Below are 23,074 nucleotides of genomic sequence, written 5' to 3' on the forward strand. Positions count from 1 at the left end.
AATATGAAAATTGCTATTCTCGGAGCCGGAAATATGGGGTTATCTTTTTCAAAATCATTTTTGAAATACGAATTGATAAAACCTGAAAACCTACATTTAATTACAAGAAACGAATCCAGATTTTCCAAAATATCAGAAGATTTTCCAAAATCGAAAATCTCAACTTTTGATGATGTTGATGAATTGGATGCAGATTTAATTATCATTGCCGTAAAACCTCAGGATTTTCAATATGCTGCTGAAAATTTTAAGTTTCAGTTAAAGGAAAATCAGATGGTTTTATCGATAATGGCAGGAATAAAAATCGAGAAAATTCAAAAATTATTAAACCATCCTTTGGTTGTAAGAGCGATGCCCAATTCACCAACCCTTTTAGGAATGGGAATTACGGGTTACACTTCTGCAGAAGGCATTTCTTTCAGTCAATTAATCAATATCGAAAGATTATTAAACTCAACCGGAAGATCTGTTTATCTTGAAAACGAAGAACTTTTGGATGGCGTCACTGCGCTTTCCGGAAGTGGCCCTGCGTATTTCTATTACATCGTTGATGCCATGATAAAAGCCGGAGTTGAGATGGGAATTGATGAAAATTTGTCTAAACTTTTCGTTAAACAAACGATGTTAGGAGCTTATCATTTAATTAATAATTCGGATAAAAATTTAGAAGAATTAATTAAAGATGTCGCATCAAAAGGCGGAACAACAGAAGCTGCTCTGAAAACTTTTAACGAAAATAATTTTAAAGATATTTTAAAAGAGGGAATTCTGAATGCAGAAAAACGCGCCAAGGAATTGAATGGTTGATTTTTAAACCTCAATAAATTTCTTCTTTTGATGAGGTGTTGGCAAATAACATTTCTGATTTGCCAGCTTCATTCTGTTTCTAGAAACTAGATCATATATTTTATCACTAAAAAATTTAGGGAGTAATTTTCCAATGCCTGAAAGTTTATAAATTCCGCCTAATAAATTGGCAATCTGAAGAACGGCACTCGACTTTACAAGATAATATTTATTGGGATTCCACAAATACATAGTGCTGAAATCTGTGGTTTTTAACCCTCTTTCGGATAAAAAATTCTGTCCGAAATCAGATTGGAGAGAGGCAAACATGAATTGATCGTTTTTGTCTCTTTCCAAAATCCATTGTACCCAAAAATTACAGACGCCACATTCGCCGTCGAAAAATACAATATGTTTGTTTTGCCAGTTTTCCTGCATGATTTCTCAGTTTTAAAATACCATTGCTCTTTCCGTTTCCTCTTTCATTTTCTTGAAATATTGAACTAAAATTTTTCGCTGATCATCGGTCAGCTTTGCATCCTGGTGACCTATATAATAAGACTCCAGCGGCATTTCCTTTTTTTCAACCATTTCAATACATTCTTCCAGTTTATGAGCTTGTCTTTTAGGCTCATATACAGCAAAGGTAGAGAAATTTAAATGTTTTCTACCTTCATTAATATGATTTTTTACCAACCAAGAAGAAGGGGCAATATCGGCATACCAAGGGTATTTAGTTTCATTAGAATGACAGTCGTAACAGGATGTGTTGATGATTTTAGCTACATCAGTTGGAGTTTTCTTAATTTTCAAAAAATCCATCCCGGGAGTAGGAGTTGGATTAGTCTTGTCAATTGGGAAAAACTGAATGATAATAAAAGCGACAAGAACAACAATTAATATTTTTTTCATATCCAAAAATTCATGTTTGTAAACAGATAAAGTTAATTAAATTTTTCGTAATTAAAAACTTTAATAATTATGAAAATATTAACACTGTGTTGAATTATTCTAAATATGAATCTTTTATAATTGTTTTTATTTAATTTAAGATAAAATATTACTATCTTAAGTGCATTGTTAAACTATTTGTGAGTATAACATCACCAAATCAATATTTTAAAACTTATTATAGTTTTTTACTATTGTAAAAATATTTTTGATAGATTGTATTTATTTTAAAACTGTTGTAGGTTTGCCTTGTTATTAAACAGAAAATTTAATTGTAATCAACATAAAAAATTTAAACGACAATGGAAAAAGATTCAAATGATATCAGCAAGTGTCCGTTTCATAATGGGACAATGAAAAAAGAAAATGTTGCCGGCGGAGGTACTAAAAACCTAGACTGGTGGCCCGATCAATTAAGAGTTGACATTCTTCGTCAGCATTCCTCACTTTCAAATCCTATGGATGAAGATTTTAATTACGCAGAAGCATTTAAAAGCCTTGATCTGGAAGCTGTGAAACAAGATCTTCACGCATTAATGACAGATTCTCAGGATTGGTGGCCAGCTGATTTCGGACACTATGGTCCTTTGTTCATTCGTATGGCTTGGCATAGTGCAGGAACGTATAGAGTAGGCGATGGTAGAGGTGGAGCAGGCGCGGGACAACAGCGTTTTGCACCATTAAACAGCTGGCCGGATAATGTAAGTTTGGATAAAGCGAGAAGGCTTTTATGGCCTATCAAGCAAAAATATGGAAGAAATATTTCTTGGGCAGATTTATTGATTTTAACAGGAAATATTGCTTTGGAATCGATGGGATTCAAAACATTTGGTTTTGCCGGAGGTCGTGAAGACGTTTGGGAACCAGATCAGGATGTTTATTGGGGAATGGAAAAAACTTGGCTAGGCGGAGATATTCGTTATGCTCACGGTTCAGAAGGCGTTCCTGGACATGGCGTATTGCCGAGTGATGATGATGCCGACGGAGATATTCATTCTAGAAATTTAGAAAAACCTTTGGCTGCGGTACAAATGGGACTTATTTATGTAAATCCTGAAGGTCCGGACGGAAACCCTGATCCGATTGCGGCGGCAAAAGATATTCGTGATACCTTTGGAAGAATGGCGATGAACGATGAAGAAACGGTTGCTTTAATTGCCGGAGGACATACTTTCGGTAAAACTCATGGTGCTGGCCCAGCAGATCATGTTGGAAAAGAACCGGAAGCGGCAGGAATCGAAAATCAGGGATTAGGATGGAGCAGTTCCTATAAATCAGGAAAAGGAACCGATGCCATTTCCAGCGGATTGGAAGTAACTTGGACGGAAACCCCTACAGAATGGAGCAATTATTTCTTTAAAAACCTTTTCGAAAACGAATGGGAATTAACAAAAAGTCCTGCAGGCGCTCATCAATGGGTGGCAAAAAATGGAGCAGAAATTATTCCGGATGCCTTTGATCCTGCTAAAAAACACAGAGCAACCATGTTGACAACGGATTTATCATTGAGGTTTGATCCGATCTATGAAAAAATTTCAAGGAAGTTTTATGAAAATCCTGATGCGTTTGCTGATGCTTTTGCAAGAGCTTGGTTTAAACTGACTCACAGAGACATGGGGCCAAGAGCCCGTTATTTAGGTTCTGAAGTTCCGACGGAAGAATTGATCTGGCAGGATCCGATTCCTGAAGTAGATCATGAATTAATCAGCAATTCTGATGTAGAATCTCTTAAATCTAAAATCTTAAATTCAGGATTATCAGTTTCTGAATTGGTTTCAACAGCATGGGCTTCGGCTTCTACCTTCAGAGGAAGTGATAAACGTGGTGGTGCAAACGGAGCAAGAATTCGTTTGGCTCCACAAAGATATTGGGTGGTAAATAATCCGACTCAGCTTCAAAAAGTTTTAAATACTTTAGAAAATATTCAGAAAGAATTTAATGAAAATCAAACCGGAGGCAAAAAAGTTTCGTTGGCTGATTTGATCGTTCTTGCAGGAAGTGCGGGTATCGAAAAATCTGCTAAAGATGCCGGATATACTATTATTGTACCTTTCGCACCGGGAAGAACAGACGCTTCTCAGGAGCAGACTGATGTTGAATCGATGGGATATTTGGAACCTGCAGCAGACGGATTTAGAAATTATTTAAAGAAAAAATTTGCTGTTTCTACAGAATCTTTATTAATTGATAAAGCGCAATTGTTGAATCTTACAGCTCCGGAATTAACTGTTTTAGTTGGGGGTATGAGAGCTTTAAATGCAAATTTTGATGGTTCAAATCACGGAATTTTTACTCACCAACCGGGTGTTTTAACGAATGATTTCTTTGTGAATTTATTAGATATGAAAACTCAATGGAAAGCTGCATCTCCAGATAACGAATTGTATGAAGGAACCGACCGCTCAACCGGAGAGAAAAGATGGACGGCAAGCCGCGCAGATTTAGTTTTCGGTTCCAATTCAGAATTGAGAGCAATCGCTGAGGTGTATGCAAGTTCTGATGCTAAAGAAAAGTTTGTAAAAGATTTCGTTTCAGCTTGGGTAAAAGTGATGAATGCCGATCGTTTTGATTTAAAATAAATTTATTAAAATTACAATGTTTAGCATGATAATTAAAGGTAATCGATAAGATTGCCTTTTTTTTTATGTGAATATTTTGGTTTTTTGTTGTTGGTTTTAGCATTAATTAAAAATAAAAATTTACATTTGTTTTGAAAAAACAACAAAATTCAAGACATGACGAAAAAATTATTTCCTGCCTTACTATTGGTAGGCTCTTTCACTTTTGCTCAGGTAGGTTTTAATACCGAGCTTCCTAATGCAACTTTAGATGTAGTTGGAAATCCGGCAGATAACAGCAAATTAGACGGAATTATCGCTCCTCGAATTTCAGGAGATCAGTTGAGATCAAAAACTTATACTTCTTCTCAAACCGGAGCTTTGGTGTACGTAACCACACCCGACACCTCACCATCAGGGCAAACACAGGAAGTTAATGCATCGGGGTATTATTTTTTTAACGGAGATCCAGCCGTAAATCGTTGGGCTAAATTGATTTCATCTGAAGATAAAAAAATCAGAACAATGAATACAGGGATGGCGACCAATGACGATTATACACTTCTTCTTACCGGGAATATTGCTCTTCCGGCGGCAAATAGTTCCAATCAAGGAAAAATTTATAATTTGATTAATGATACCAGCGGAAGTATTACAATTAACGGTACTTTCAGAATCAACGGCAGCAATTTTTCCAATTATGGATTGAATACTAATGATTGGGGAAAAGGAATTGTTGTTCAGAGTACGGGTTCTGCCTGGGCGGTAATTTCTAGGTATTAATTAAAGGGATACCTGATATGAGTCAGGTAGTCATTAAAAATTGAAAGACTGTTCTTTTTAAGAATGGTCTTTTTTATTGATTCTTTTGATGAATGGAAGAATTTAGACAACATATTGAAAAATTATTACCTCTTACAGACGAAAAGTTTAACTATATCTTTCCTTTTTTCAAATCAAAGATAATTAAAAAACATCGATTTTTAATGCTATTATTTATCGTAAGGAAGAAATAAAGAATATGTTGATAAAAAATATTGCGTAAGCTTTAACTAAAAACAAAAAAACCATCCTTAAAAAAGATGGTTTTCGTAGGCCTACAGGAACAAATCTCAAACCGATTCGTTGGTGATTTGCAAATTTTATCAACTTTACAGTTATAGGAATTTAGTTTGAATAGTGGAATATATAATTATCATTAGTTAATAGAAACACGGTAGTATTATGAGATTTTATAAGTGATCCCAGTCGATCACTTTATTTTTTCTTTTTATTTTCTCAAAATCTCATATCATTAAACAAAGTTTTATAAATTTACGAAGCATGAGTTTAATATAACAAAATGTACGTCTTTAAACCAACTTAGACATTTTAGTTTAAATCCTTAAGGAGGATTTTCGATTTATAAACTTACTAATTTTTGTTGATTATATATTTGTCTTCTTTTTCGGATGGATTCCGCTTTTGTTTGCTTTCTTTTTTCCAAAATCTGTTCTGATCTTCCGAAGTACACATCTGCTGGAGTGAGGTTATTTATCGACTCGTGATAGCGCTTGTTATTGTAGTTTGCTACAAACTTCTCCAGTGCCTGGATGAGTTCCTCGGGATGATAAAAATGATTTAGTTTCACTACATTTTTCATCGTTCTGTGATAACGCTCGATCTTGCCCTGGGTCTGCGGATGCATTGGTTTTCCGTGAACCTAATATTCAGCCATGCGAATCGATGATCTACTATTCAGATAAATAGAAATTCGTCATTTTGGCTTATTAAAATACATTTTAGATTAATAGCGGACTTCTTCGAATGTTCAACTTTGCATAGTAAATAAATACTTAATATTATGTCAAAGACAATTTTTATTACCGGAGCTTCCTCTGGTCTAGGTAAAGAAACCGCTAAATTATTTCAGCAAAAAGGTTGGCAGGTAATTGCTACAATGCGAAATCCTGAAAAGGAGAAAGAGCTCAACCAACTTCCAAATGTGCAGTTATTCCCTTTAGACGTTACCAATCAGGAACAGGTGAAAAATACGATAGGGCATGTTTTAAGCAAATTTGATGTTGACGTGGTTTTCAATAATGCAGGGTACGGAATGGTTGGTGGCTTTGAAGCTTACTCGGAAACCGATATCAGTCGACAGATCGAAACAAACCTTGTTGGTGTACTTAGGGTAGCTCAACCTTTTATAACCTATTTTAGAGAAAGTAAGAAAAATGGAATTCTTTTGACAACTACTTCTGCCGCCGGCATAGCAGCTAATCCTTTAGCTTCAGTTTACAGCGCTACCAAGTTTGCGCTTGAAGGTTGGAGTGAAGCTGTAAACTATGAGGTCAATCAATTTGGTATTCGATTAAAGACCATTGCCCCGGGAGGTATGTCAACCGATTATGCCGGACGTTCATTATCTTATGTTGAAAATGAAATATATACTCCTTTGTGGAATAAAATGCTGGCTGGTTTCGAAGATGGCAGTACTGATGTTCATTTTTCTTCAGCAGATGATGTTGCTAAGGTTATATATGAAGCAGCAACAGACAATAAACCACAATTGAGGTACGTTGTGGGTCCGGACGCAGAAAAAATAGCAAACGACCGCCAAGAGTTGGGCCAGCAGAAACAATTTGAACATATCAGCAAACTTTATTCATAATGAAAACCATTTTTATTACCGGAGCATCATCCGGATTAGGCAAAGCTGCCGCAAAATTATTTCAGGCGAAAGGCTGGCATGTAATTGCGACCATGCGAAAACCTGAAAATGAAATGGAATTAAGAAAACTTTCAAACGTTTCATTAATTGAACTGGATGTTACAGACACCGACCGCACGAATAAAACAATATCGAATATTTTGAAATCTCATTCTGTGGATGTCGTTTTAAATAATGCAGGATACGGCCTAATTGGTCCACTGGAAGCATTGACAGATGAGCAGATACAGATGCAAGTACAGACTAATCTATTTGGTGTCATCAATGTGACGAGAGCTTTTATTCCCTTTTTTAGAGAAAGAAAAAGCGGCACGTTTATTAATATCACCAGTACCTTCGGTTTATTGGGATATCCGACTTGCTCCATCTATAATGCGTCCAAATTTGCTGTTGATGGATTTTCGGAAGGTTTAGCTTACGAACTGGCAAATTTTGGTGTTAAGGTGAAAATTGTAGCACCTGGTGGGATGCAGACTGACTTTGCGGGGAGATCTATGCAGGGAGGTTTTCATCCGAAGTATACTCAATTGGTGGAGAAAGTGAGTGAGGGTTATAGTGACGAGCAAATCGCCAATTATACAAAAGCAGACGATGTAGCAAACGTCATCTATGAAGCAGCTACAGATGATAAAAACCAACTGAGATATATTGCAGGTAATGATGCTATAGGATTGTACGAAGAAAGAATAGGATTAACAGCCGAAGGGCAGTTTGCAAAAATGCGCGCTCAATTTATATTTTAGTTTTAATAGTTATTTTTGCCTGATGAAGTTATTGATTCGGTAGAAATAAAATTTTTACAAATTACCTAAATTTATACTATGAAAAAACAACCGGTCATATTCAATTCCTTATCTCAGCTGCATAAAGCGATGGGGCAGGAGGCTCCATCTCACCCGCTTATCAGTATTATGAACTATGGTGAGGCGCAGTTTGAGCCCAAGGACTTTGAAAATGGGATCATTCTTAATTTTTATAAAATATCTTTCAAAACAAGTTTTTCCGGAAAGTTAAAATATGGTCAGGGATACTACGATTTTGAAGAAGGCGGAATGTCATTTGTAGCGCCAGGACAACTTTTGAAAATGCAGGATGAAGAAGCCAATTATGATGGTATGACACTACATATACATCCTGATTTCCTTAGAACATATACCCTGGATTCGAATATAAAGCAGTATGGGTTCTTTGGCTATTCAGCAGCAGAAGCGTTATACCTCTCTGAGAAGGAGAAAACAACGATACTTAGTATTTACCAATTTATTCAGGAAGAGTTAAACGAGCGTATTGATAAATTTAGTCAAGACGTGATCATATCTCAAATTGAACTTTTACTCAACTACGCCAATCGATTTTATGATCGGCAATTTTTGACAAGAAAAGCGGTTAATAATGACATTTTGGCTCAGTTGGAAAAGCAGATCGAAACCTACTTTGCAGAAGATCAACCATTAGTAAAAGGGCTTCCTGCTGTTAATGCTATTGCAGAGAGTCTCGGCGTAACCCCCCGTTATCTTAGTGATCTCCTTAGAAATCTTATAGGATTGAATACACAACAATTTATCCATGAAAAAGTCATAGAAAAAGCCAAGGAATATTTGGCAAAGGATGAATTAACCGTCGCCGAAATAGCTTATCATCTAGGTTTTGAACATCCCCAGTCGTTCAATAAACTTTTCAAAAGTAAAACTTCAATTTCTCCTTCTGATTATAAAAGAAGTTTTCTTAATTAGACTTTTATAGAATTCTCTAAGGACAGTCAAAGACAGCTCTGGTATTGTAGTGTGATTGGTTTTAGTGCATATTTTTCATAATGATTTTTAGAGAATTATGCACTACCATTTATTAGAATTTTGGCAAATCGACTAATGATCACACCGATTTGACTACAGTTAAAACAGATCGTTTACCCACCTTTGTATTATTAAATTAACATTATGCTTCTAGATAAAAAAGGCACAGTCTTCATTGTGGACATAAGCGGTTATTCGCAAATGGTTAAAGAAATGGAGCCGACGGACGGAATATCGATCGTCAGACAATTATTAAATGGTATTATTGAGTGTAACCATTTATCATTTAAAATTTCAGAAATTGAAGGCGATGCTATCTTATTTTATCGGTTAGGAGTTCCGCCATCAGTTGAAGATATTTTGAAGCAGTTTGCAAAAATGCGTAGTGCTTTTACAAATATTCTTAACTATTATCGCCAGCAATTTCCCCATTTGGATAAATTGGACTTAAAAGCGATTTCACACTATGGCTACATGGAGGAATTTTCAGTAGACCGTTTTACCAAACTTTATGGTAATACATTGATAGATGCACACCGATTGCTTAAAAATAGTGTTCCATCGCATGGATATGTATTAATGACCACTAATTTTTTGCAAGTAATGAATGATTTCCCATTGAACTATGATACGGATTGCGGTAAATATCTATGCGACATATACGATACTGGTTCCATCTGTTATAAATATTTTCTTTTTGACCAGAAAGATGATATTGAAGATCTCAAGTGTAATAAACAAAAAAATAATTATGAAATTAACTTAAGTGAAAAAGCTTCAGTTTAATTCTGTAGATCTTTGTACTGTAATAAAATTATAAAACAATGAATACAGTAAAAAACAAAACAAAAAATGTAATCAGGATTTTTTCAACGATCGCTCTTTTGATTGTTGGAGGACTAGCAATAGCGTCTTGTTCTGATGATGATGAAAACACTGAAGCCACAAGAAAGCCCCCTGTAGTCCTGGTTCATGGTGCTTGGCAAGCGTCTTATGCGTGGGAACAAGTAAGGATGAAGTTGGTTGCTGAAGGGTATGAGGTAAGCTCAGTTAACTTAAAAGGCCATGGAGATGATAATACTGCAGTCTCAGATCTTAGCTTCGCAGGATATGTGGATCAAGTAAAAGATGCGGTGAGTCTTTACCACGAACCAGTGGTTTTGATCGGCCACAGTTTAGGAGGTGCTGTTATTACACAGGCTGCATCTGAAATTCCCACAAAAATACAAAAGCTTGTCTATGTTGCGGGCTTCATCCCTCAGTCCGGGAAGAGCGTATTTGATTATGCTGGTTTGGATACAGCTTCGTTATTGGGCCCCGTATTGGAATTCAATGCAGATCATACCTTAGCAGGTCTGACCAATCCGCAAGTAAATCTACCAAAGGTTTTCGTACAGGACGGAACAGATGAACAAAAACAGATTGTACTTAATCATTACAAAGCGGAACCTGTTATTCCATTGGCAACGCCATTAAACTATACTGCAGAGACCTATGCAGCCGCTGGGAAAAAGTATTACGTATTTACAACAGGTGACAATGCGATCAGCTTCCCCTTCCAGCAGAAAATGGCAACGGAAGCAGGTATTGAGAAAACCTATAAGATTGCATCGGGACATAGTCCTTTTATTTCAAAACCAGATGATTTGACGATTATTATTAAAAATATTGTAAAAGATTAATCAGATGCAAGCTAAGAAAAAAGTAACCGTAGACGTGGGGGACCAAGTACCTGCCTTTACACTTAGAGATCAGAACGGTAATGAGTTCAATATTGAGGATTATCGTGGTAAAAAATTAATTGTATATTTTTACCCTAAGAATGAAAGCGGGGTTTGCACAAAGGAAGCATGTGCGTTTCGCGATAATTACAAGGTTTTTGAAGATAAAGGTGCGATGGTCATTGGCATTAATTCAGGGACTGTAGAAAGCCACAAAAAATTTGCAGAGCATCATCGACTGAATTTTACTCTGCTGAGTGATTCAGGCAACAGGGTTTTAAAATCCTTCGGTATCAGAAATATATTGTTTCTCACCGGGCGTGAAACTTTTGTAGTCAATGAACAAGGCAGGGTGGTCTTTAGATATCGAGGCTTCTTAAACGGGGATGCCCATGTGGCCAATACTTTAGAATATTTAAATAATTAAAATGGATAAGGATTTAGTAAACTTTTTGCAAGATATTGTAATGCCGTTTGCAGGGCTGACAGAGGCTGATGTCACTATCAGCCTTCCATTCTGGCGAAGGCGCACTATTGCGGCAGGAAATTTTTATAACAAGCAAAACGTAGTCTGTAAAGACTTGGGTATTGTAATTAAAGGGATTTTCAGAGTATACTATTATGATCCTCAGACAGCTGAAGAAAAGAATATATTCTTTTTTTCAGAAGGGCAATTTATCGTTTCTTTCCGCAGCTTTATTTATCAGTATCCATGTAATTACTATATAGAAGCATTAGAAGATGCTGAGATTTTGTATATCCCGTATCAAGAACTGCAGAATCTTTATCAAAACCATCAATCCTGGGAGCATTTTGGAAGGATTCTCGCAGAACATTTTTTCAACCACTCGCAAGGAAGAACGGAAGAGCTTTTGTTTCTTTCACATGAAGAGCGGTACCGGAATCTGCTTGCTGAGCATCCTAATATATTGCAAAGAATAGCATCATTTCACATTGCATCATTTCTAGGAATAAAAAATCCCTCTTTAAGTAGAATTAAAAAAAGAATTCAGGATAATAATGAAAATTAATTCAATTCTGTAATAGGTGTTTCAGAAAAATGTTTATCTTTGCAGTATAATTATGGCAAGAAATGTAGAATTTGATGAGCAACTGGCAATCTCCAAAGCAATGGATGTTTTTTGGAAGACAGGATATAATGGTACCACGATGAGGGATCTGACTGAAGCGATGGGTATCAATAGCAGTAGCCTTTATAATACGATTGGAGATAAACATGAATTATTTATCAGGAGTTTGAAGCATTATACTGAATCGCGAATGAAAGATGCTATAAAACAACTTGAGCCTATAAAATCTCCGCTTAAAGCTATTGAAAAATATATCCAGTCAGCGGTATACACGATTACACATGAACCGAACAGTTGTATGGCGATAAAGACAACCTTTGAAGTTGCTACGACTGATGCGGAGGTTCAAAAGATTATAAAGTCAGACAACGATTTCACATATAATCTCGTATTTGGCTTAGTGGAACGAGCAATAAAGAAAGGTGAAATTAAGGCCACCACTGATGCGGCGATGTTGGCAGATTATATCATCAACCATTTTAGTGGATGGCATGAGTCTTTTATCATACATAAGGACAAAACAAGAATCAAAAAGATGTGTGATTTTCTGATTGAGCAGATTTGTCAATAATTTTTTTATCTAAATCTGAAACAAATGTTTTACATTATGAATATATTACAAGAAAACAAAAGCTATTTTACAGCTAAAGATCAGCCAGAAGTGGTAGAAATTGGAAAAGCGAGCTACCTATCAATTTTAGGAAAGGGTAGCCCAGGAACAGCTATTTTTTACAAGAAAAAGTCGGCTATTAAAGAATTTGTTGCTGCCTTATCAAGTGTCTTTCATCAAACTGAAAACAATTTTGAGAGCAATATAGTGGAAATATTCTACTGGTTCAATGAAGAAAAAGTTGGATATGTTGATATTGGCAACTTCTACACTACTGTGGATTTGAATCTGCTTCAATATCGCATTGTGATTCGCATTCCCGATTTTATCACAGATGAGACGATAAAAAAAGTTGCTCAGGAAAATCAGGATTTACCTTTCCATGATGAGTTTGAACTTTTCACTTACACTGCCGGCGAATGTGTGCAGATTTTACATACAGGACCTTTTGCTGATGAATTGGAGACACTTCCGGTATTGCAGCAGTTTGCAACCGAAAATAATTTTAAGAAGTCGGGCATGCATCATGAAATTCACCTCACGAATTTTGAAATAGGGCAAAGTCAAGAAAATTTGCAAACGATCCTTCGCGATCCTGTGCAGAAAGAAATATAATTTTTTTAAACTTAACTGAAACAAATGTTTCAATAATAACAATCAATAACAATAAAAAAATGGAAAAATCATTAAAAGAATTAGCCGGAAAAGTAGCCCTAGTAACCGGAGGAACAAAGGGTATTGGAAAAGCAATTGCAGATGAGCTTGCTGGTCTGGGCGCTAAAGTTATCGTTTCGGCAAGAAGCAAACCAGAGGGAGCTCTGGAGCATACTTTTATAGCAGCAGATCTAACCAAGCCTGAAGACAATGATCATTTAGCAAAAGAAATCATCGAGGCTCACGGCCAGCTTGATATCCTGATTAACAACGTAGGTGGTACATCAGCACCCGCGGGAGGTTTCAGTGTTCTCTCCGATTCAGATTGGGAAAATGACCTACAGTTGAATTTACTATCAGCTATTAAACTAGACAGAGCACTCGTTCCGATGATGATCGAACGTAATAGTGGAGTTGTTATACACATTTCCTCGCTCAATGGGAAGCTTCCCCTTTATGCATCAAATTTGTCGTACGGAGTTTCCAAGGCAGCTTTGAACAATTATAGTAAGGCATTGGCCAACGAAGTTGCACAGAAAGGTGTAAGGGTTATTACCGTTTCACCAGGGATGGTGAAAACTACTGCGATGGAGAGTTTTCTTCAAAGCTATGGATCTTCGATTGGTAAAACTGCAGATGAGACCGCACAGTTGGTAATGGATAGTATGGGAGGTGTACCTCTAAACAGGCTTGCAAAACCTGAAGAGATCGCTCATCTAATTGGATTTTTAGTATCTCCAAAGGCTACATACATCACTGGAGCTAACTACGTGATAGATGGGGGTACAATCCCGACCACTTTTTAATACATACTTCTGTGATCAATTCTGAAGTAGAATATTAGCATCTGCATTAGTTTAACAGTAAAGTATATTTAAATTTTATAGCAATTAGATTAAAAAATATAATGAGCTCTTCATCATTACACTATGAAATAAGTCATAAAAATCTCTCGCTTGGTAACAATCGCAAGATTTTAAATGAGTTTAACGTTGTTCGAATGGCTAAATCTGACCACCCTTTCGACTGTAATAGCTACAATCAAAAAGGCTTGTATAAGATAAGTATTCATCACGGTCATAATAAAGTGTTCTACGAGGATCAGGTTTTTGAGTTTAAGGATTATGCAATTCTTTTTTCCAGACCCAATGTGGTTGCGCGATTTGAGCCGCTTGGAGTTCAGTATTCGACTCAATTATGTGTATTTCCCGTCCAATTTTTTGAACAGTTTGTTGACCTTAATAATTATCCTTTATTTAATTCAGATGCATCTCCGTTGATAGAGCTGACTAAAGAGCAAATGAATTCTTTTGCACAAATCTTTATGCAGATGGAGGATGAAGTTGCTCATGACTTCAGTTATAAGAATGATTACTTAAGGAACCAGACATTAAAAATGATTCTGGATGCATTGAAGATCCGACCTATTGCAAAAACAGTTCACACAGATTCGAATAGTTCCAATAGGTTAGCAAAAAATTTCACAGAATTATTGGAAAAACAATTTCCGATTAAGAGCCCAGATGAACGGATGAACTTAAGGCATGTCAATGATTTTGCCGCACGATTATCTGTTCATGTCAATCATCTCAACAGATCATTAAAAATCGTCTGTAACAAGACCACAAGTCAACTTATTGCTGAAAGAATAATCAAAGAAGCGAAGGTGCTCCTTCTGGAAACAGACTTTTATATTATTGAAATTGCGTGGTGTCTTGGGTTTGAAGATAAGGCTCACTTTATAAAATTTTTTAAGAAAAATGTAAATACCACTCCCAGTGGTTTTAGAAAATCACTGGGAGTTTGATTTTGCAACTTTATTGTTTGATTAAGCAAATAAGTTGAGTTTTTGGGTTTTTATCTTTACACTGTTAAAATTGCTAACGCTATTAAATTTATTATTAAACTTTTGCGATGGGTAGAACAGATAGAATTAGCAGGCATAAAGATAACATGCGCAAATGCATTTTGGAAGCGACATTACAACTAGGTAAGCAATATGGATGGACAGCAGTCAGCATGCGCAAAATTGCCGACAGAATAGAATACTCGACGCCGGTACTTTACGAATATTTCAATAACAAAGAGCACATACTGCACGAAGTCAGTAAAAAGGGTTTTCTAGTACTGTGCTTAAAAATAAAAGAAGCGTGTGCAACGGAAAATAAGCCAGAGAAAAAACTGTTCGCTATGTCGACAGCATATTGGGAGTTTGCATTATTTGAACATGAACTGTATACCCTAATGTTTGGTAGTGGCAGCAAGTGTTACAATTTTTGTAAAGATATGCCTGAGGTACTTTCCATGGGGTCGTCAGTTCAGACTATCATCGCAGAACTCATCGGTAGCGGTGAAAAATCAGAGCTATTTATTCCTCAGTACTGTCTCATGTTATGGTCACTCTTACATGGTTTGGTTTATATCAATCTCATTTGTGAAGAGATACCCAAAGAAATTAATATGGGGATAGTGGAACAGGCAATTAAAAGTATAAAGCTATCCTCTAATATTCGCTAAGTGATATACATGAGAACTTTATTGATAAAGATCAAATCATTTATTTAAAATACTAATAATCAAATAATTAAATACAAGATGGCAACTAGAAGTTCCATTAAAGCGTATGAAAATAATATCATTTATAATAATGGCGGCCATCTGGGTGAGTTGTAGCGATGAGCCAAAAACTCAGCAAACGTTTTTGAAAAATATTCCTGTGATAACAGTAAGGACAGATACCGCTACCACCTACAGCGAATATCCTTCTTCAATAGAAGGAACAGCAAATGTAGAAATACGTCCCGAGATCAGCGGGAAATTAGGAGCAATTTATATTGACGAAGGACAATATGTCCAAAAAGGGCAGCTCATGTTTAAGATTGATGATTATTCTTATAGAGAGCGACTTCATAATGCGAAAGCTAGTTTACATGCCGCACAAGCTCAATACAGAAGTGCTTCCATTGAGGTAGAAAAATTGGCTCCTTTGGTTAAAAATAATGTAGTGTCCTCTTACCAGCTAAAGACTGCGCAAGCTGCACAAGAAATGGCTAAAGGAAATATGCAACAGATGGAAGCAACTGTTAGATCTGCGGAAATAGAATTGGGGTACACTTCAATAAAAGCTCCTGCCAGTGGCTACTTAGGAAGATTAAGTAAAAAGAAGGGGAGTATAATATCGCCATTGGACTCAGAGCCAATCACAAGTTTATCAGACATACAAAAAGTTCACGTCTATTTTTCGATGAGTGAAAAGGATTTTATAATCTTCAGAAATCAATATGCTGGAGAATCAATCGAAGCTAAATTAAAGAATATGCCTGCGGTAGATTTAATTCTAAGTGATGACAGTACATACCCTGTAGCTGGGCGAATCGATATGGTTGATGGCCAATTCAATAAAAATACCGGGTCTGTGACATTGCGGGCTGTTTTTCAAAATCCGGATAGAATTTTAAGATCTGGAAATACAGGTACTATACGGGTTAGTCATCTTCATCAAAACATTGCTGTCATTCCGCAAGCTGCGACAATGGAGATACAGGATAAAACTTTTGTTTTTGTTGTGGATAAAAGTAATCAGGTTTCTAAGCAACTTATAAAGATCTCAGGAAAGGATGATGATAGCTTTTATGTAAAGGAAGGAATTGGTTCTGGGACAAGAATCATTACTGCAGGCATAGGCAACATTCAGGAAGGAGAAAAAATTATCCCTCAGCAAGTAATGTCAAGTATAAAGAACGGTCTAAAAACAAAAATGAATTGATATCATGATAAAAAAATTTGTAGAAAGACCTGTTTTGGCCGCAGTTATATCGATACTTCTTGTAATTATGGGAGTCCTCGGTTTGAGCCAACTTTCATTGCAAATGTTTCCAGATATCGCACCGCCTGCTGTGCAGGTAACTGCGGTCTATCCAGGTGCTAACGCTGAAACATTGCTTAGATCGGTAGCGCCTTCTTTGGAAGAGGCCGTCAATGGAGTAGAGGATATGGTGTATATGAATTCCACTGCAAGTAATGATGGCAGCCTTGTGCTGACCGTTTTCTTTAAATTAGGGACTGATCCTGATCAAGCAGCTGTAAATGTTCAAAACCGTGTTTCACAGGCTCAAAGCCAGCTTCCTCCCGAAGTTTTGCAGCAAGGTATTACCACTGTCAAGCAGCAAAACAGCAATATTATGTCCATTGACCTGTATTCTGAAGATGCAGAAAAATATGATGAAACTTTTTTAGTTAACTATGCTCAGATCAATATTATACCTGAAATCAAGCGTATTCCTGGAGTAGGTTCAGCGATCGTCACAGGGGGCAATAAGGATTATTCAATGAGGATTTGGCTAAATCCACAGAAAATGGCTAATTATAATTTGACTACTAATGAATTAATGGCTGTTATCCAAGATAAAAATTTGGAGGCTGCGCCAGGAAGACTTGGTGAGAGCAGTACTGAATCTTTTGAATATATTATAAAATACAAAGGGAAATTAAATAGACCGGAAGATTATGAAAATATGATCATCCGTTCAGATGCTGGCGGTTCAGTACTGCGTCTTAAGGATGTTGCAAGGGTCGAGTTTGGCGCATCTACTTATGGCAGCCACACATCAATTAATGGGAAGCCTGGCTTTATGATTGGAATTTTCCAGCAGGCAGGATCAAATGCCAATGATATTCAAGTTGAAATCAAGAAAATTATGGACAGGAAGGCAAAAAGCTTTCCGAAAGAGGTGAAGTATCTCGTTTTGTACAGTACAAAAGAAACCTTAGATGAGTCAATTACTCAAGTAATTCATACATTGATCGAGGCGTTTTTATTGGTATTTATCGTAGTATATTTATTTCTGCAGAATTTTCGTTCAACATTGATTCCGGCAATTGCAGTACCGGTCGCTATTATCGGGACATTCTTCTTTATGTATATTTTTGGATTCAGCATCAACTTACTCACGTTATTTGCATTGGTACTTGCGATTGGTATTGTTGTAGATGATGCAATCGTGGTTGTGGAAGCAGTGCATGGTAAAATGGAAAAAGACCATCTGGATGCAAAAAGTGCAACGATGAAAGCGATGAGTGAAATCAGTGGGGCTATAGTTTCTATTACACTGATCATGGCTGCGGTATTTTTACCTGTAGGTTTTTTAAAAGGGTCAACGGGTGTCTTTTACCAGCAATTTGCCTTTACAATGGCCATAGCAATTGTCATATCTGCTGTTAATGCGCTGACTCTGACTCCAGCCCTTGCAGCTCTATTTCTAAAAAATGTTCACGTTGAAGAGGCCGACAATAACAAGAAAGGTTTTGCAGGAAGATTTTTTAGAGGTTTTAATGGGTCATTCGATAGGATGACACGAAGATACACAAGAGGTCTTTCTTTTCTGATCAAGAATAAATGGTGGAGTATCGCAGGCTTATGTGTAATAATAACCTTGACTGTTGTTCTCATGGATAAAAGTAAGAAAGGATTTATCCCTTCTGAGGATCAAGGATTTATTGCAGTAGCAGTTTCTCTTCCGCCTGGTGCGTCTTTAGAAAGAAATGTTGAAGTTTCGAAAGAAACGGAAAAAGCTTTACTCAACGAACCTTATCTACGGGTCTTAAGTATTACCAGTGGCTTAAATCTTCTTACGCAAACTAACAGCCCGTCACATAATATTACATTCGTCTTACTCAAACCTAAAAAAGACAGGGGTGATGTTCAAGATATCAATGAAATTGTCACGATTATTCAAAATAAGTTATCTGTGATTAAAAATGCTGAATTCTTTGTGTTTACATTTCCCACGGTTCCCGGTTTCGGCAATGTTGAAGGACTGGATTTGGTGTTGCAGGACAAATCAGGTTCGGGAGATTTGAATAAGCTCGGAACGGTAGGGCAGGAATTTATCAGTGAATTGATGAAGCGTCCAGAAATTGCAGTGGCCTTCAGTACATTTCAGGCAAACTACCCTCAATATGAATTAAAAATTGATGATGAAAAAGCTGAGCTACTGCAGGTGAGTACAAGCGATATACTGAAAACGATGCAAGCAACATTTGGCGGCATGCAGGCATCAGACTTCAACAGATTCGGTAAATATTATCGCGTTATGCTTCAGGCGGACATTCACTATAGAAATGATTTGTCATCTCTAGATGGCGTGTTTGTGAAAAATAAGGCAGGTGAGTCTGTTCCCATAAATACTTTAGTAAGTATGAAAAGATCCTTTGGACCTGAGACCGCCTCAAGATACAATCTTTTTAATTCGATGCAAATCAATGCCATACCTAAGCCAGGATTTAGTACTGGTGATGCGATTAGAGCCATTACTGAAGTTGCTGACAAAAAGCTTCCAGCAGGTTACGGATATGAATTTTCCGGTATTACAAAGGAAGAAATCTCTTCAGGAGGTCAATCTCTGATTATTTTTCTGCTTTGTGTGGTGTTTGTTTATTTTCTTCTTGCAGCTCAATATGAAAGTTTTGTACTACCGTTAGCAGTTATCTTATCCATACCGACTGGAATACTTGGGGTTTTCGTGACCATTGGCGTAGCGGGAATTGATAATAACATCTACGTACAGATTGCTCTTATCATGCTGATAGGATTGCTGGCGAAAAATGCAATCCTGATTGTCGAATTTGCTTCACAAAGAAGGAGTGCAGGAATGTCTATAACCTCATCTGCTATTGAGGCTGCAAGATCTCGAATCAGACCGATTATCATGACATCACTGGCATTTATTATTGGTCTTATTCCCATGGTATTTGCCACTGGACCATCTGCGCAGGGAAACCAATCTATTAGTATTGGTGCAATAGGCGGTATGCTTACAGGCGTTTTATTGGGTGTCCTGATTATCCCAGTTCTTTATGTGATTTTCCAAAATTTACAGGAACGTATTAGTGGAAAGAAAGTAGATGATTTGAGAAATAACCTCACAAAATAACTTTTGAGATATGATACTTATATATAAACGAGTCTTAGCAAGCTTTATACTTGCTTGCTCTCTGCTCATAGTCAACTCTTGTAAAGTGTCAGTAGATCCTTTGCAGCCGGATATCACATTTCCGGAAAAATATCGGAGTAGTGGTGAAACGGATTCTACAGAGGTAAATGTTATGCCGTGGAGAGAAAACTTTAAAGAAATACACCTCAAGGCTCTTTTAGATTCTGCGGTGTACAATAATCTTGACCTGAAGGTGGCAATAAAAAATATGGATGCTGCCAATCAAATGCTTAAACAGTCAAAGCTTGGTTATTTACCAAGTATCAGCCTTGGAATAACAGGTTCTTCAAACCGTCCGTCCGACAACAGTCTTGATGGTCTCACACTCAGTCAGTTCCTAGGAAAAAGACACGTAGAAGACTACACAGCTTCGGTAGGCATTTCGTGGGAAATTGATATATGGGGTAAGGTGAGAAATCAGAAAGAAGAATCATTAGCTGCATTTTTGCAAACTGAGGAAGTAAAAAAAGCCATACAGACACAGTTGATCTCAGAAGTGGCACAGGGATATTATAATTTACTTCTGCTTGATGAAAAACTGCGAATTGCAAAAAAAAATGAAGAACTGAACAGCCATACTTTGAAGATGATCAAACTTCAATTTGAAGCCGGCCATGTGAATTCTTTAGCGGTACAGCAAGCTGATGCACAAAAATCTACTGCTGCCTCGCTTGTGCCTAAATTTGAACAAGAGATTTTAATACAGGAAAATGCCATCAATCTATTACTTGGTAAAATGCCCGGGTCAGTTAAGCGTGCTAGCTCAATAGAGAACATGTTCCCACTTGAAGCTATTAGGTCAGGCATTCCTTCGTCTTTGTTGGGCATGCGTCCGGATGTTAAGCAGGCAGAATTAGAAATTCTGAGAGCCAATGCGCTCTTAGGTATAAAGAAAGCAAATATGTATCCGGCACTGACCATTACCGCTCAAGGAGGTACCAACTCGTTTCAAACGTCCAACTGGTTTAACATACCTTCCGCCCTTTTCGGAAATCTTTTAGGTGGCGTAACGCAGCCTATTTTTCAGAAACGCAAGCTTAAGACACAATACGAATTAGCAAAAATAGAACAGGAGAAGGCTGTTATTGTTTTCCGTCGTAAAATATTAGTTGCCGTAGGCGAAGTATCTGGAGCATTAATAAAAATTGACAAGTTAAATGAAGAACAGTTTGAAGTTGATAAAAGGTCTAAGATCTTACAAAATGCCGTAGGCAATGCTGATATGCTGTTTAAGAACGGCATGGCTAATTATCTTGAAGTGATTACTGCACAAGCGAATGTCCTTCAAAGCCAACTGCAATCTGCGGAAATAAAACGCGCACAACTGGATGCATCTGTTGAACTCTACCGCGCAATTGGTGGAGGCTGGAAATAACTACATACTAACGAATAAAATTATGAGTACATTAAATGAAAAAGCAATCCTGATTACAGGTGCAGCAATGGGTCTAGGCCTTGCGGCGGCAATTGAAGCTGCTTCGCAAGGAGCAAACTTGGTCATGGTCGATGTAAATGCAGTTGCGCTGGATAAAGCCAAAGCTGAAGTGATTGAATCGTTTCCAAACGTGAAGGTCATCTCTATCATTGCTGATGTTTCAGATGAAACAGCGGTGGAAAATTACGTCAATGAAGCATTAACTGCTTTTGGAAGAATTGACGGGTTTTATAACAATGCAGGAATAGAAGGGGGGCAGACGAAATTAATAGATTACGATTCTGAGCTATTTGAGAAGGTGGTAGGAATCAATCTGATGGGAATTCAATATGGACTGCGATACGTCATACCTGTCATGAAAAAACAAGGATATGGCAGGATTGTGAATGTGTCATCTGTCGCTGGAATACATGGGGTTGTTGATAGGGCAGCTTATGTCGCAACAAAACATGCAGTAGCCGGCCTCACCAAAGTTGCGGCTATCGAATATGCTAAAGATGGAATTATTACTAATGCCATTGCACCCGGTTTTATTTACACACCTATGGTTGCTGAGGCTTTCCGAATAATGAATCCCGAAAACCCGAAAATTGCAGAAATAGAAGCTTCTAAAAGAAACCCTACCAGACGTTTGGGAATGCCAGGTGAGGTAGCGAAGCTCGTGACGTTTCTTCTCAGTGATGATTGCTCCTATGTTAACGGGCAGGTTATCGCAGTGGATGGAGGGCAGGGTAGCGCATTTGGTCCTGTTTAAAGCAGATCAACTGCGTATGGAGCAGAGTTCCAATCATAGGTCATTCTTCAATGAATTTGAAGAACAGACCCTGTTTATCTTATTTTATGAATAATATATTTTTTAATCAAATTTGAAACTTTTGTTTCAATATAATTTAATTTTTTATGGAGAATTTACAAAAAGAGCTATCCGGTAAGATAGCGTTAGTAACCGGAGGAACTAAAGGGATTGGTAAAGCAATCGCTGACAGATTGTTTGATGCAGGAGCTTTTGTTATCGTAACTGCCCGTACTCATCCGGGAGAGAAAAACCTGAAGCATCATTTCATTGCAGCAGATTTAACAATTCCCGATGATACACTGAAAGTGGTCAGTGAAATCAATCAGAAATTTGGGACGATTGATATCCTGGTGAATAACATGGGTGGCTCCACGAGTCCTTCAGGCGGATTTGGAGCTCTTACAGACCTGCATTGGGAGAATGATCTTCAATTAAATCTTCAGTCTTCTGTACGAATCGATAGAGAAGTATTGCCCCAAATGGTAGAGAAAAAAGAAGGGGTCATTATTCATATTTCATCTTTAACCGGAGCAATTCCTGTATATGAATCATTAGGAGCATATGCAGTGGCAAAAGCTGCCATCAACAACTATAGCAAAAGCTTGTCAAAGGAGTATACACCACAAGGTATTCGTGTCGCTACGGTATCGCCAGGGATGGTAAAAACAGATACGATGGATGCTTATCTGCAATCTTTATCTGATACCTCTGGTTTAAGTGTGGATGAAGTTACACAGAATTTAATGAGGGATCTTGGGGGAATTCCAATGGGCAGAATGGCTCTTCCGGAGGAAATTGCTGAGCTGGTAGGATTTCTGGTATCTCCGAGGGCTTCCTACATTACCGGTGTCAATTATATTATCGATGGTGGTACTAATCCGTCGCTGTAAAAAGATTGTTATATAAAAAACAATGGGTAGTGGGATTTACTAACTACCTATTGTAATTTTTTAACAAAACTAGTGGTATTGAAT

The 23,074-nt window shown here is 37.2% G+C and carries 23 protein-coding genes; 20 read left to right on the forward strand and 3 right to left on the reverse strand.

Annotated features, from left to right (window positions below; translation table 11 throughout):
* Positions 1–3 precede the first annotated feature (3 nt).
* Positions 4–807, forward strand: coding sequence for a pyrroline-5-carboxylate reductase (proC, locus tag ABEG63_RS02155; protein ID WP_346582618.1), 804 nt, complete (start codon positions 4–6; stop codon positions 805–807).
* Positions 808–810: 3 nt separating this feature from the next.
* Here the strand turns inward: proC and ABEG63_RS02160 are convergent, their stop codons facing one another.
* Together ABEG63_RS02160 and ABEG63_RS02165 are read right to left on the reverse strand one after the other, a co-directional pair.
* A complete protein-coding gene (locus ABEG63_RS02160; RefSeq protein ID WP_346582620.1) occupies positions 811–1,224 on the reverse strand; it encodes a DUF393 domain-containing protein in 414 nt (137 codons plus the stop codon).
* 12 nt (positions 1,225–1,236) lie between these two features.
* Positions 1,237–1,698, reverse strand: coding sequence for a heme-binding domain-containing protein (locus ABEG63_RS02165; protein ID WP_346582621.1), 462 nt, complete (start codon positions 1,696–1,698; stop codon positions 1,237–1,239).
* Positions 1,699–2,039: 341 nt separating this feature from the next.
* Between ABEG63_RS02165 and katG the strand changes: the two genes are divergently transcribed.
* Together katG and ABEG63_RS02175 are read left to right on the forward strand one after the other, a co-directional pair.
* On the forward strand, positions 2,040–4,316 hold the full coding sequence (katG, locus tag ABEG63_RS02170) for a catalase/peroxidase HPI (RefSeq protein ID WP_346582622.1): 2,277 nt from the start codon (positions 2,040–2,042) through the stop codon (positions 4,314–4,316).
* A gap of 156 nt (positions 4,317–4,472) precedes the next feature.
* Entirely contained in the window at positions 4,473–5,078 is a 606-nt protein-coding gene (locus ABEG63_RS02175; RefSeq protein WP_346582624.1) for a hypothetical protein, read from the forward strand.
* Between the two features lie 619 nt (positions 5,079–5,697).
* Here the strand turns inward: ABEG63_RS02175 and ABEG63_RS02180 are convergent.
* The gene (locus ABEG63_RS02180) at positions 5,698–5,982 is read right to left on the reverse strand and encodes an integrase core domain-containing protein (RefSeq protein WP_346582625.1); all 285 of its coding nucleotides are present in this window, start codon (positions 5,980–5,982) and stop codon (positions 5,698–5,700) included.
* Positions 5,983–6,138: 156 nt separating this feature from the next.
* Here ABEG63_RS02180 and ABEG63_RS02185 point away from each other — a divergent pair, with 156 nt between their 5' ends.
* From ABEG63_RS02185 to ABEG63_RS02265, 17 genes are all read left to right on the forward strand, one after another.
* Complete coding sequence (locus tag ABEG63_RS02185; protein WP_346582627.1) at positions 6,139–6,948, forward strand: SDR family oxidoreductase; 810 nt, start codon at positions 6,139–6,141, stop codon at positions 6,946–6,948.
* On the forward strand, positions 6,948–7,751 hold the full coding sequence (locus ABEG63_RS02190) for an SDR family oxidoreductase (protein WP_346582628.1): 804 nt from the start codon (positions 6,948–6,950) through the stop codon (positions 7,749–7,751). The genes ABEG63_RS02185 and ABEG63_RS02190 overlap by 1 nt, the downstream gene beginning before the upstream one ends.
* Before the next feature lie 78 nt (positions 7,752–7,829).
* On the forward strand, positions 7,830–8,741 hold the full coding sequence (locus ABEG63_RS02195) for a helix-turn-helix domain-containing protein (protein ID WP_346582630.1): 912 nt from the start codon (positions 7,830–7,832) through the stop codon (positions 8,739–8,741).
* Positions 8,742–8,945: 204 nt separating this feature from the next.
* Positions 8,946–9,587 (forward strand): DUF2652 domain-containing protein, encoded by a 642-nt coding sequence (locus ABEG63_RS02200; RefSeq protein WP_346582632.1) that lies wholly within the window; start codon positions 8,946–8,948, stop codon positions 9,585–9,587.
* Positions 9,588–9,625: 38 nt separating this feature from the next.
* Positions 9,626–10,483: an alpha/beta hydrolase gene (locus tag ABEG63_RS02205; protein WP_346582634.1), complete on the forward strand. Its 858-nt coding sequence runs from the start codon at positions 9,626–9,628 to the stop codon at positions 10,481–10,483.
* A gap of 4 nt (positions 10,484–10,487) precedes the next feature.
* Positions 10,488–10,949 carry a peroxiredoxin gene (locus ABEG63_RS02210; protein WP_346582635.1) on the forward strand — a complete coding sequence of 154 codons (462 nt, stop codon included), beginning with the start codon at positions 10,488–10,490 and terminating at the stop codon, positions 10,947–10,949.
* Between the two features lies 1 nt (position 10,950).
* The gene (locus tag ABEG63_RS02215; RefSeq protein ID WP_346582637.1) at positions 10,951–11,553 is read left to right on the forward strand and encodes a Crp/Fnr family transcriptional regulator; all 603 of its coding nucleotides are present in this window, start codon (positions 10,951–10,953) and stop codon (positions 11,551–11,553) included.
* Positions 11,554–11,605: 52 nt separating this feature from the next.
* Positions 11,606–12,184, forward strand: coding sequence for a TetR/AcrR family transcriptional regulator (locus ABEG63_RS02220; protein ID WP_346582639.1), 579 nt, complete (start codon positions 11,606–11,608; stop codon positions 12,182–12,184).
* A gap of 36 nt (positions 12,185–12,220) precedes the next feature.
* Positions 12,221–12,838 (forward strand): hypothetical protein, encoded by a 618-nt coding sequence (locus ABEG63_RS02225; RefSeq protein ID WP_346582641.1) that lies wholly within the window; start codon positions 12,221–12,223, stop codon positions 12,836–12,838.
* Positions 12,839–12,897: 59 nt separating this feature from the next.
* The gene (locus ABEG63_RS02230; RefSeq protein WP_346582642.1) at positions 12,898–13,683 is read left to right on the forward strand and encodes an SDR family oxidoreductase; all 786 of its coding nucleotides are present in this window, start codon (positions 12,898–12,900) and stop codon (positions 13,681–13,683) included.
* Positions 13,684–13,877: 194 nt separating this feature from the next.
* Positions 13,878–14,684 (forward strand): helix-turn-helix domain-containing protein, encoded by an 807-nt coding sequence (locus ABEG63_RS02235; RefSeq protein WP_346582644.1) that lies wholly within the window; start codon positions 13,878–13,880, stop codon positions 14,682–14,684.
* Between the two features lie 107 nt (positions 14,685–14,791).
* Positions 14,792–15,394 carry a TetR/AcrR family transcriptional regulator gene (locus ABEG63_RS02240; RefSeq protein ID WP_346582646.1) on the forward strand — a complete coding sequence of 201 codons (603 nt, stop codon included), beginning with the start codon at positions 14,792–14,794 and terminating at the stop codon, positions 15,392–15,394.
* A gap of 106 nt (positions 15,395–15,500) precedes the next feature.
* Entirely contained in the window at positions 15,501–16,643 is a 1,143-nt protein-coding gene (locus tag ABEG63_RS02245; protein WP_346582648.1) for an efflux RND transporter periplasmic adaptor subunit, read from the forward strand.
* Positions 16,644–16,647: 4 nt separating this feature from the next.
* Positions 16,648–19,809: an efflux RND transporter permease subunit gene (locus ABEG63_RS02250; RefSeq protein WP_346582650.1), complete on the forward strand. Its 3,162-nt coding sequence runs from the start codon at positions 16,648–16,650 to the stop codon at positions 19,807–19,809.
* Between the two features lie 10 nt (positions 19,810–19,819).
* Entirely contained in the window at positions 19,820–21,244 is a 1,425-nt protein-coding gene (locus tag ABEG63_RS02255; protein WP_346582652.1) for a TolC family protein, read from the forward strand.
* A gap of 22 nt (positions 21,245–21,266) precedes the next feature.
* The gene (locus ABEG63_RS02260; RefSeq protein ID WP_346582653.1) at positions 21,267–22,058 is read left to right on the forward strand and encodes an SDR family oxidoreductase; all 792 of its coding nucleotides are present in this window, start codon (positions 21,267–21,269) and stop codon (positions 22,056–22,058) included.
* Positions 22,059–22,204: 146 nt separating this feature from the next.
* Entirely contained in the window at positions 22,205–22,990 is a 786-nt protein-coding gene (locus ABEG63_RS02265; protein ID WP_346582655.1) for an SDR family oxidoreductase, read from the forward strand.
* Positions 22,991–23,074 lie beyond the last annotated feature (84 nt).

It is taken from the genome of Chryseobacterium sp. C39-AII1 (assembly GCF_039672645.1).
GTDB lineage: Bacteria > Bacteroidota > Bacteroidia > Flavobacteriales > Weeksellaceae > Chryseobacterium.

Coding starts and splice junctions, on each gene's coding strand:
- proC (WP_346582618.1), top strand. CDS start 4: ATGAAAATTGCTATTCTCGGAGCCGGAAATATGGGGTTATCTTTTTCA.
- ABEG63_RS02160 (WP_346582620.1), bottom strand. CDS start 1,224: ATGCAGGAAAACTGGCAAAACAAACATATTGTATTTTTCGACGGCGAA.
- ABEG63_RS02165 (WP_346582621.1), bottom strand. CDS start 1,698: ATGAAAAAAATATTAATTGTTGTTCTTGTCGCTTTTATTATCATTCAG.
- katG (WP_346582622.1), top strand. CDS start 2,040: ATGGAAAAAGATTCAAATGATATCAGCAAGTGTCCGTTTCATAATGGG.
- ABEG63_RS02175 (WP_346582624.1), top strand. CDS start 4,473: ATGACGAAAAAATTATTTCCTGCCTTACTATTGGTAGGCTCTTTCACT.
- ABEG63_RS02180 (WP_346582625.1), bottom strand. CDS start 5,982: ATGCATCCGCAGACCCAGGGCAAGATCGAGCGTTATCACAGAACGATG.
- ABEG63_RS02185 (WP_346582627.1), top strand. CDS start 6,139: ATGTCAAAGACAATTTTTATTACCGGAGCTTCCTCTGGTCTAGGTAAA.
- ABEG63_RS02190 (WP_346582628.1), top strand. CDS start 6,948: ATGAAAACCATTTTTATTACCGGAGCATCATCCGGATTAGGCAAAGCT.
- ABEG63_RS02195 (WP_346582630.1), top strand. CDS start 7,830: ATGAAAAAACAACCGGTCATATTCAATTCCTTATCTCAGCTGCATAAA.
- ABEG63_RS02200 (WP_346582632.1), top strand. CDS start 8,946: ATGCTTCTAGATAAAAAAGGCACAGTCTTCATTGTGGACATAAGCGGT.
- ABEG63_RS02205 (WP_346582634.1), top strand. CDS start 9,626: ATGAATACAGTAAAAAACAAAACAAAAAATGTAATCAGGATTTTTTCA.
- ABEG63_RS02210 (WP_346582635.1), top strand. CDS start 10,488: ATGCAAGCTAAGAAAAAAGTAACCGTAGACGTGGGGGACCAAGTACCT.
- ABEG63_RS02215 (WP_346582637.1), top strand. CDS start 10,951: ATGGATAAGGATTTAGTAAACTTTTTGCAAGATATTGTAATGCCGTTT.
- ABEG63_RS02220 (WP_346582639.1), top strand. CDS start 11,606: ATGGCAAGAAATGTAGAATTTGATGAGCAACTGGCAATCTCCAAAGCA.
- ABEG63_RS02225 (WP_346582641.1), top strand. CDS start 12,221: ATGAATATATTACAAGAAAACAAAAGCTATTTTACAGCTAAAGATCAG.
- ABEG63_RS02230 (WP_346582642.1), top strand. CDS start 12,898: ATGGAAAAATCATTAAAAGAATTAGCCGGAAAAGTAGCCCTAGTAACC.
- ABEG63_RS02235 (WP_346582644.1), top strand. CDS start 13,878: ATGGCTAAATCTGACCACCCTTTCGACTGTAATAGCTACAATCAAAAA.
- ABEG63_RS02240 (WP_346582646.1), top strand. CDS start 14,792: ATGGGTAGAACAGATAGAATTAGCAGGCATAAAGATAACATGCGCAAA.
- ABEG63_RS02245 (WP_346582648.1), top strand. CDS start 15,501: ATGAAAATAATATCATTTATAATAATGGCGGCCATCTGGGTGAGTTGT.
- ABEG63_RS02250 (WP_346582650.1), top strand. CDS start 16,648: ATGATAAAAAAATTTGTAGAAAGACCTGTTTTGGCCGCAGTTATATCG.
- ABEG63_RS02255 (WP_346582652.1), top strand. CDS start 19,820: ATGATACTTATATATAAACGAGTCTTAGCAAGCTTTATACTTGCTTGC.
- ABEG63_RS02260 (WP_346582653.1), top strand. CDS start 21,267: ATGAGTACATTAAATGAAAAAGCAATCCTGATTACAGGTGCAGCAATG.
- ABEG63_RS02265 (WP_346582655.1), top strand. CDS start 22,205: ATGGAGAATTTACAAAAAGAGCTATCCGGTAAGATAGCGTTAGTAACC.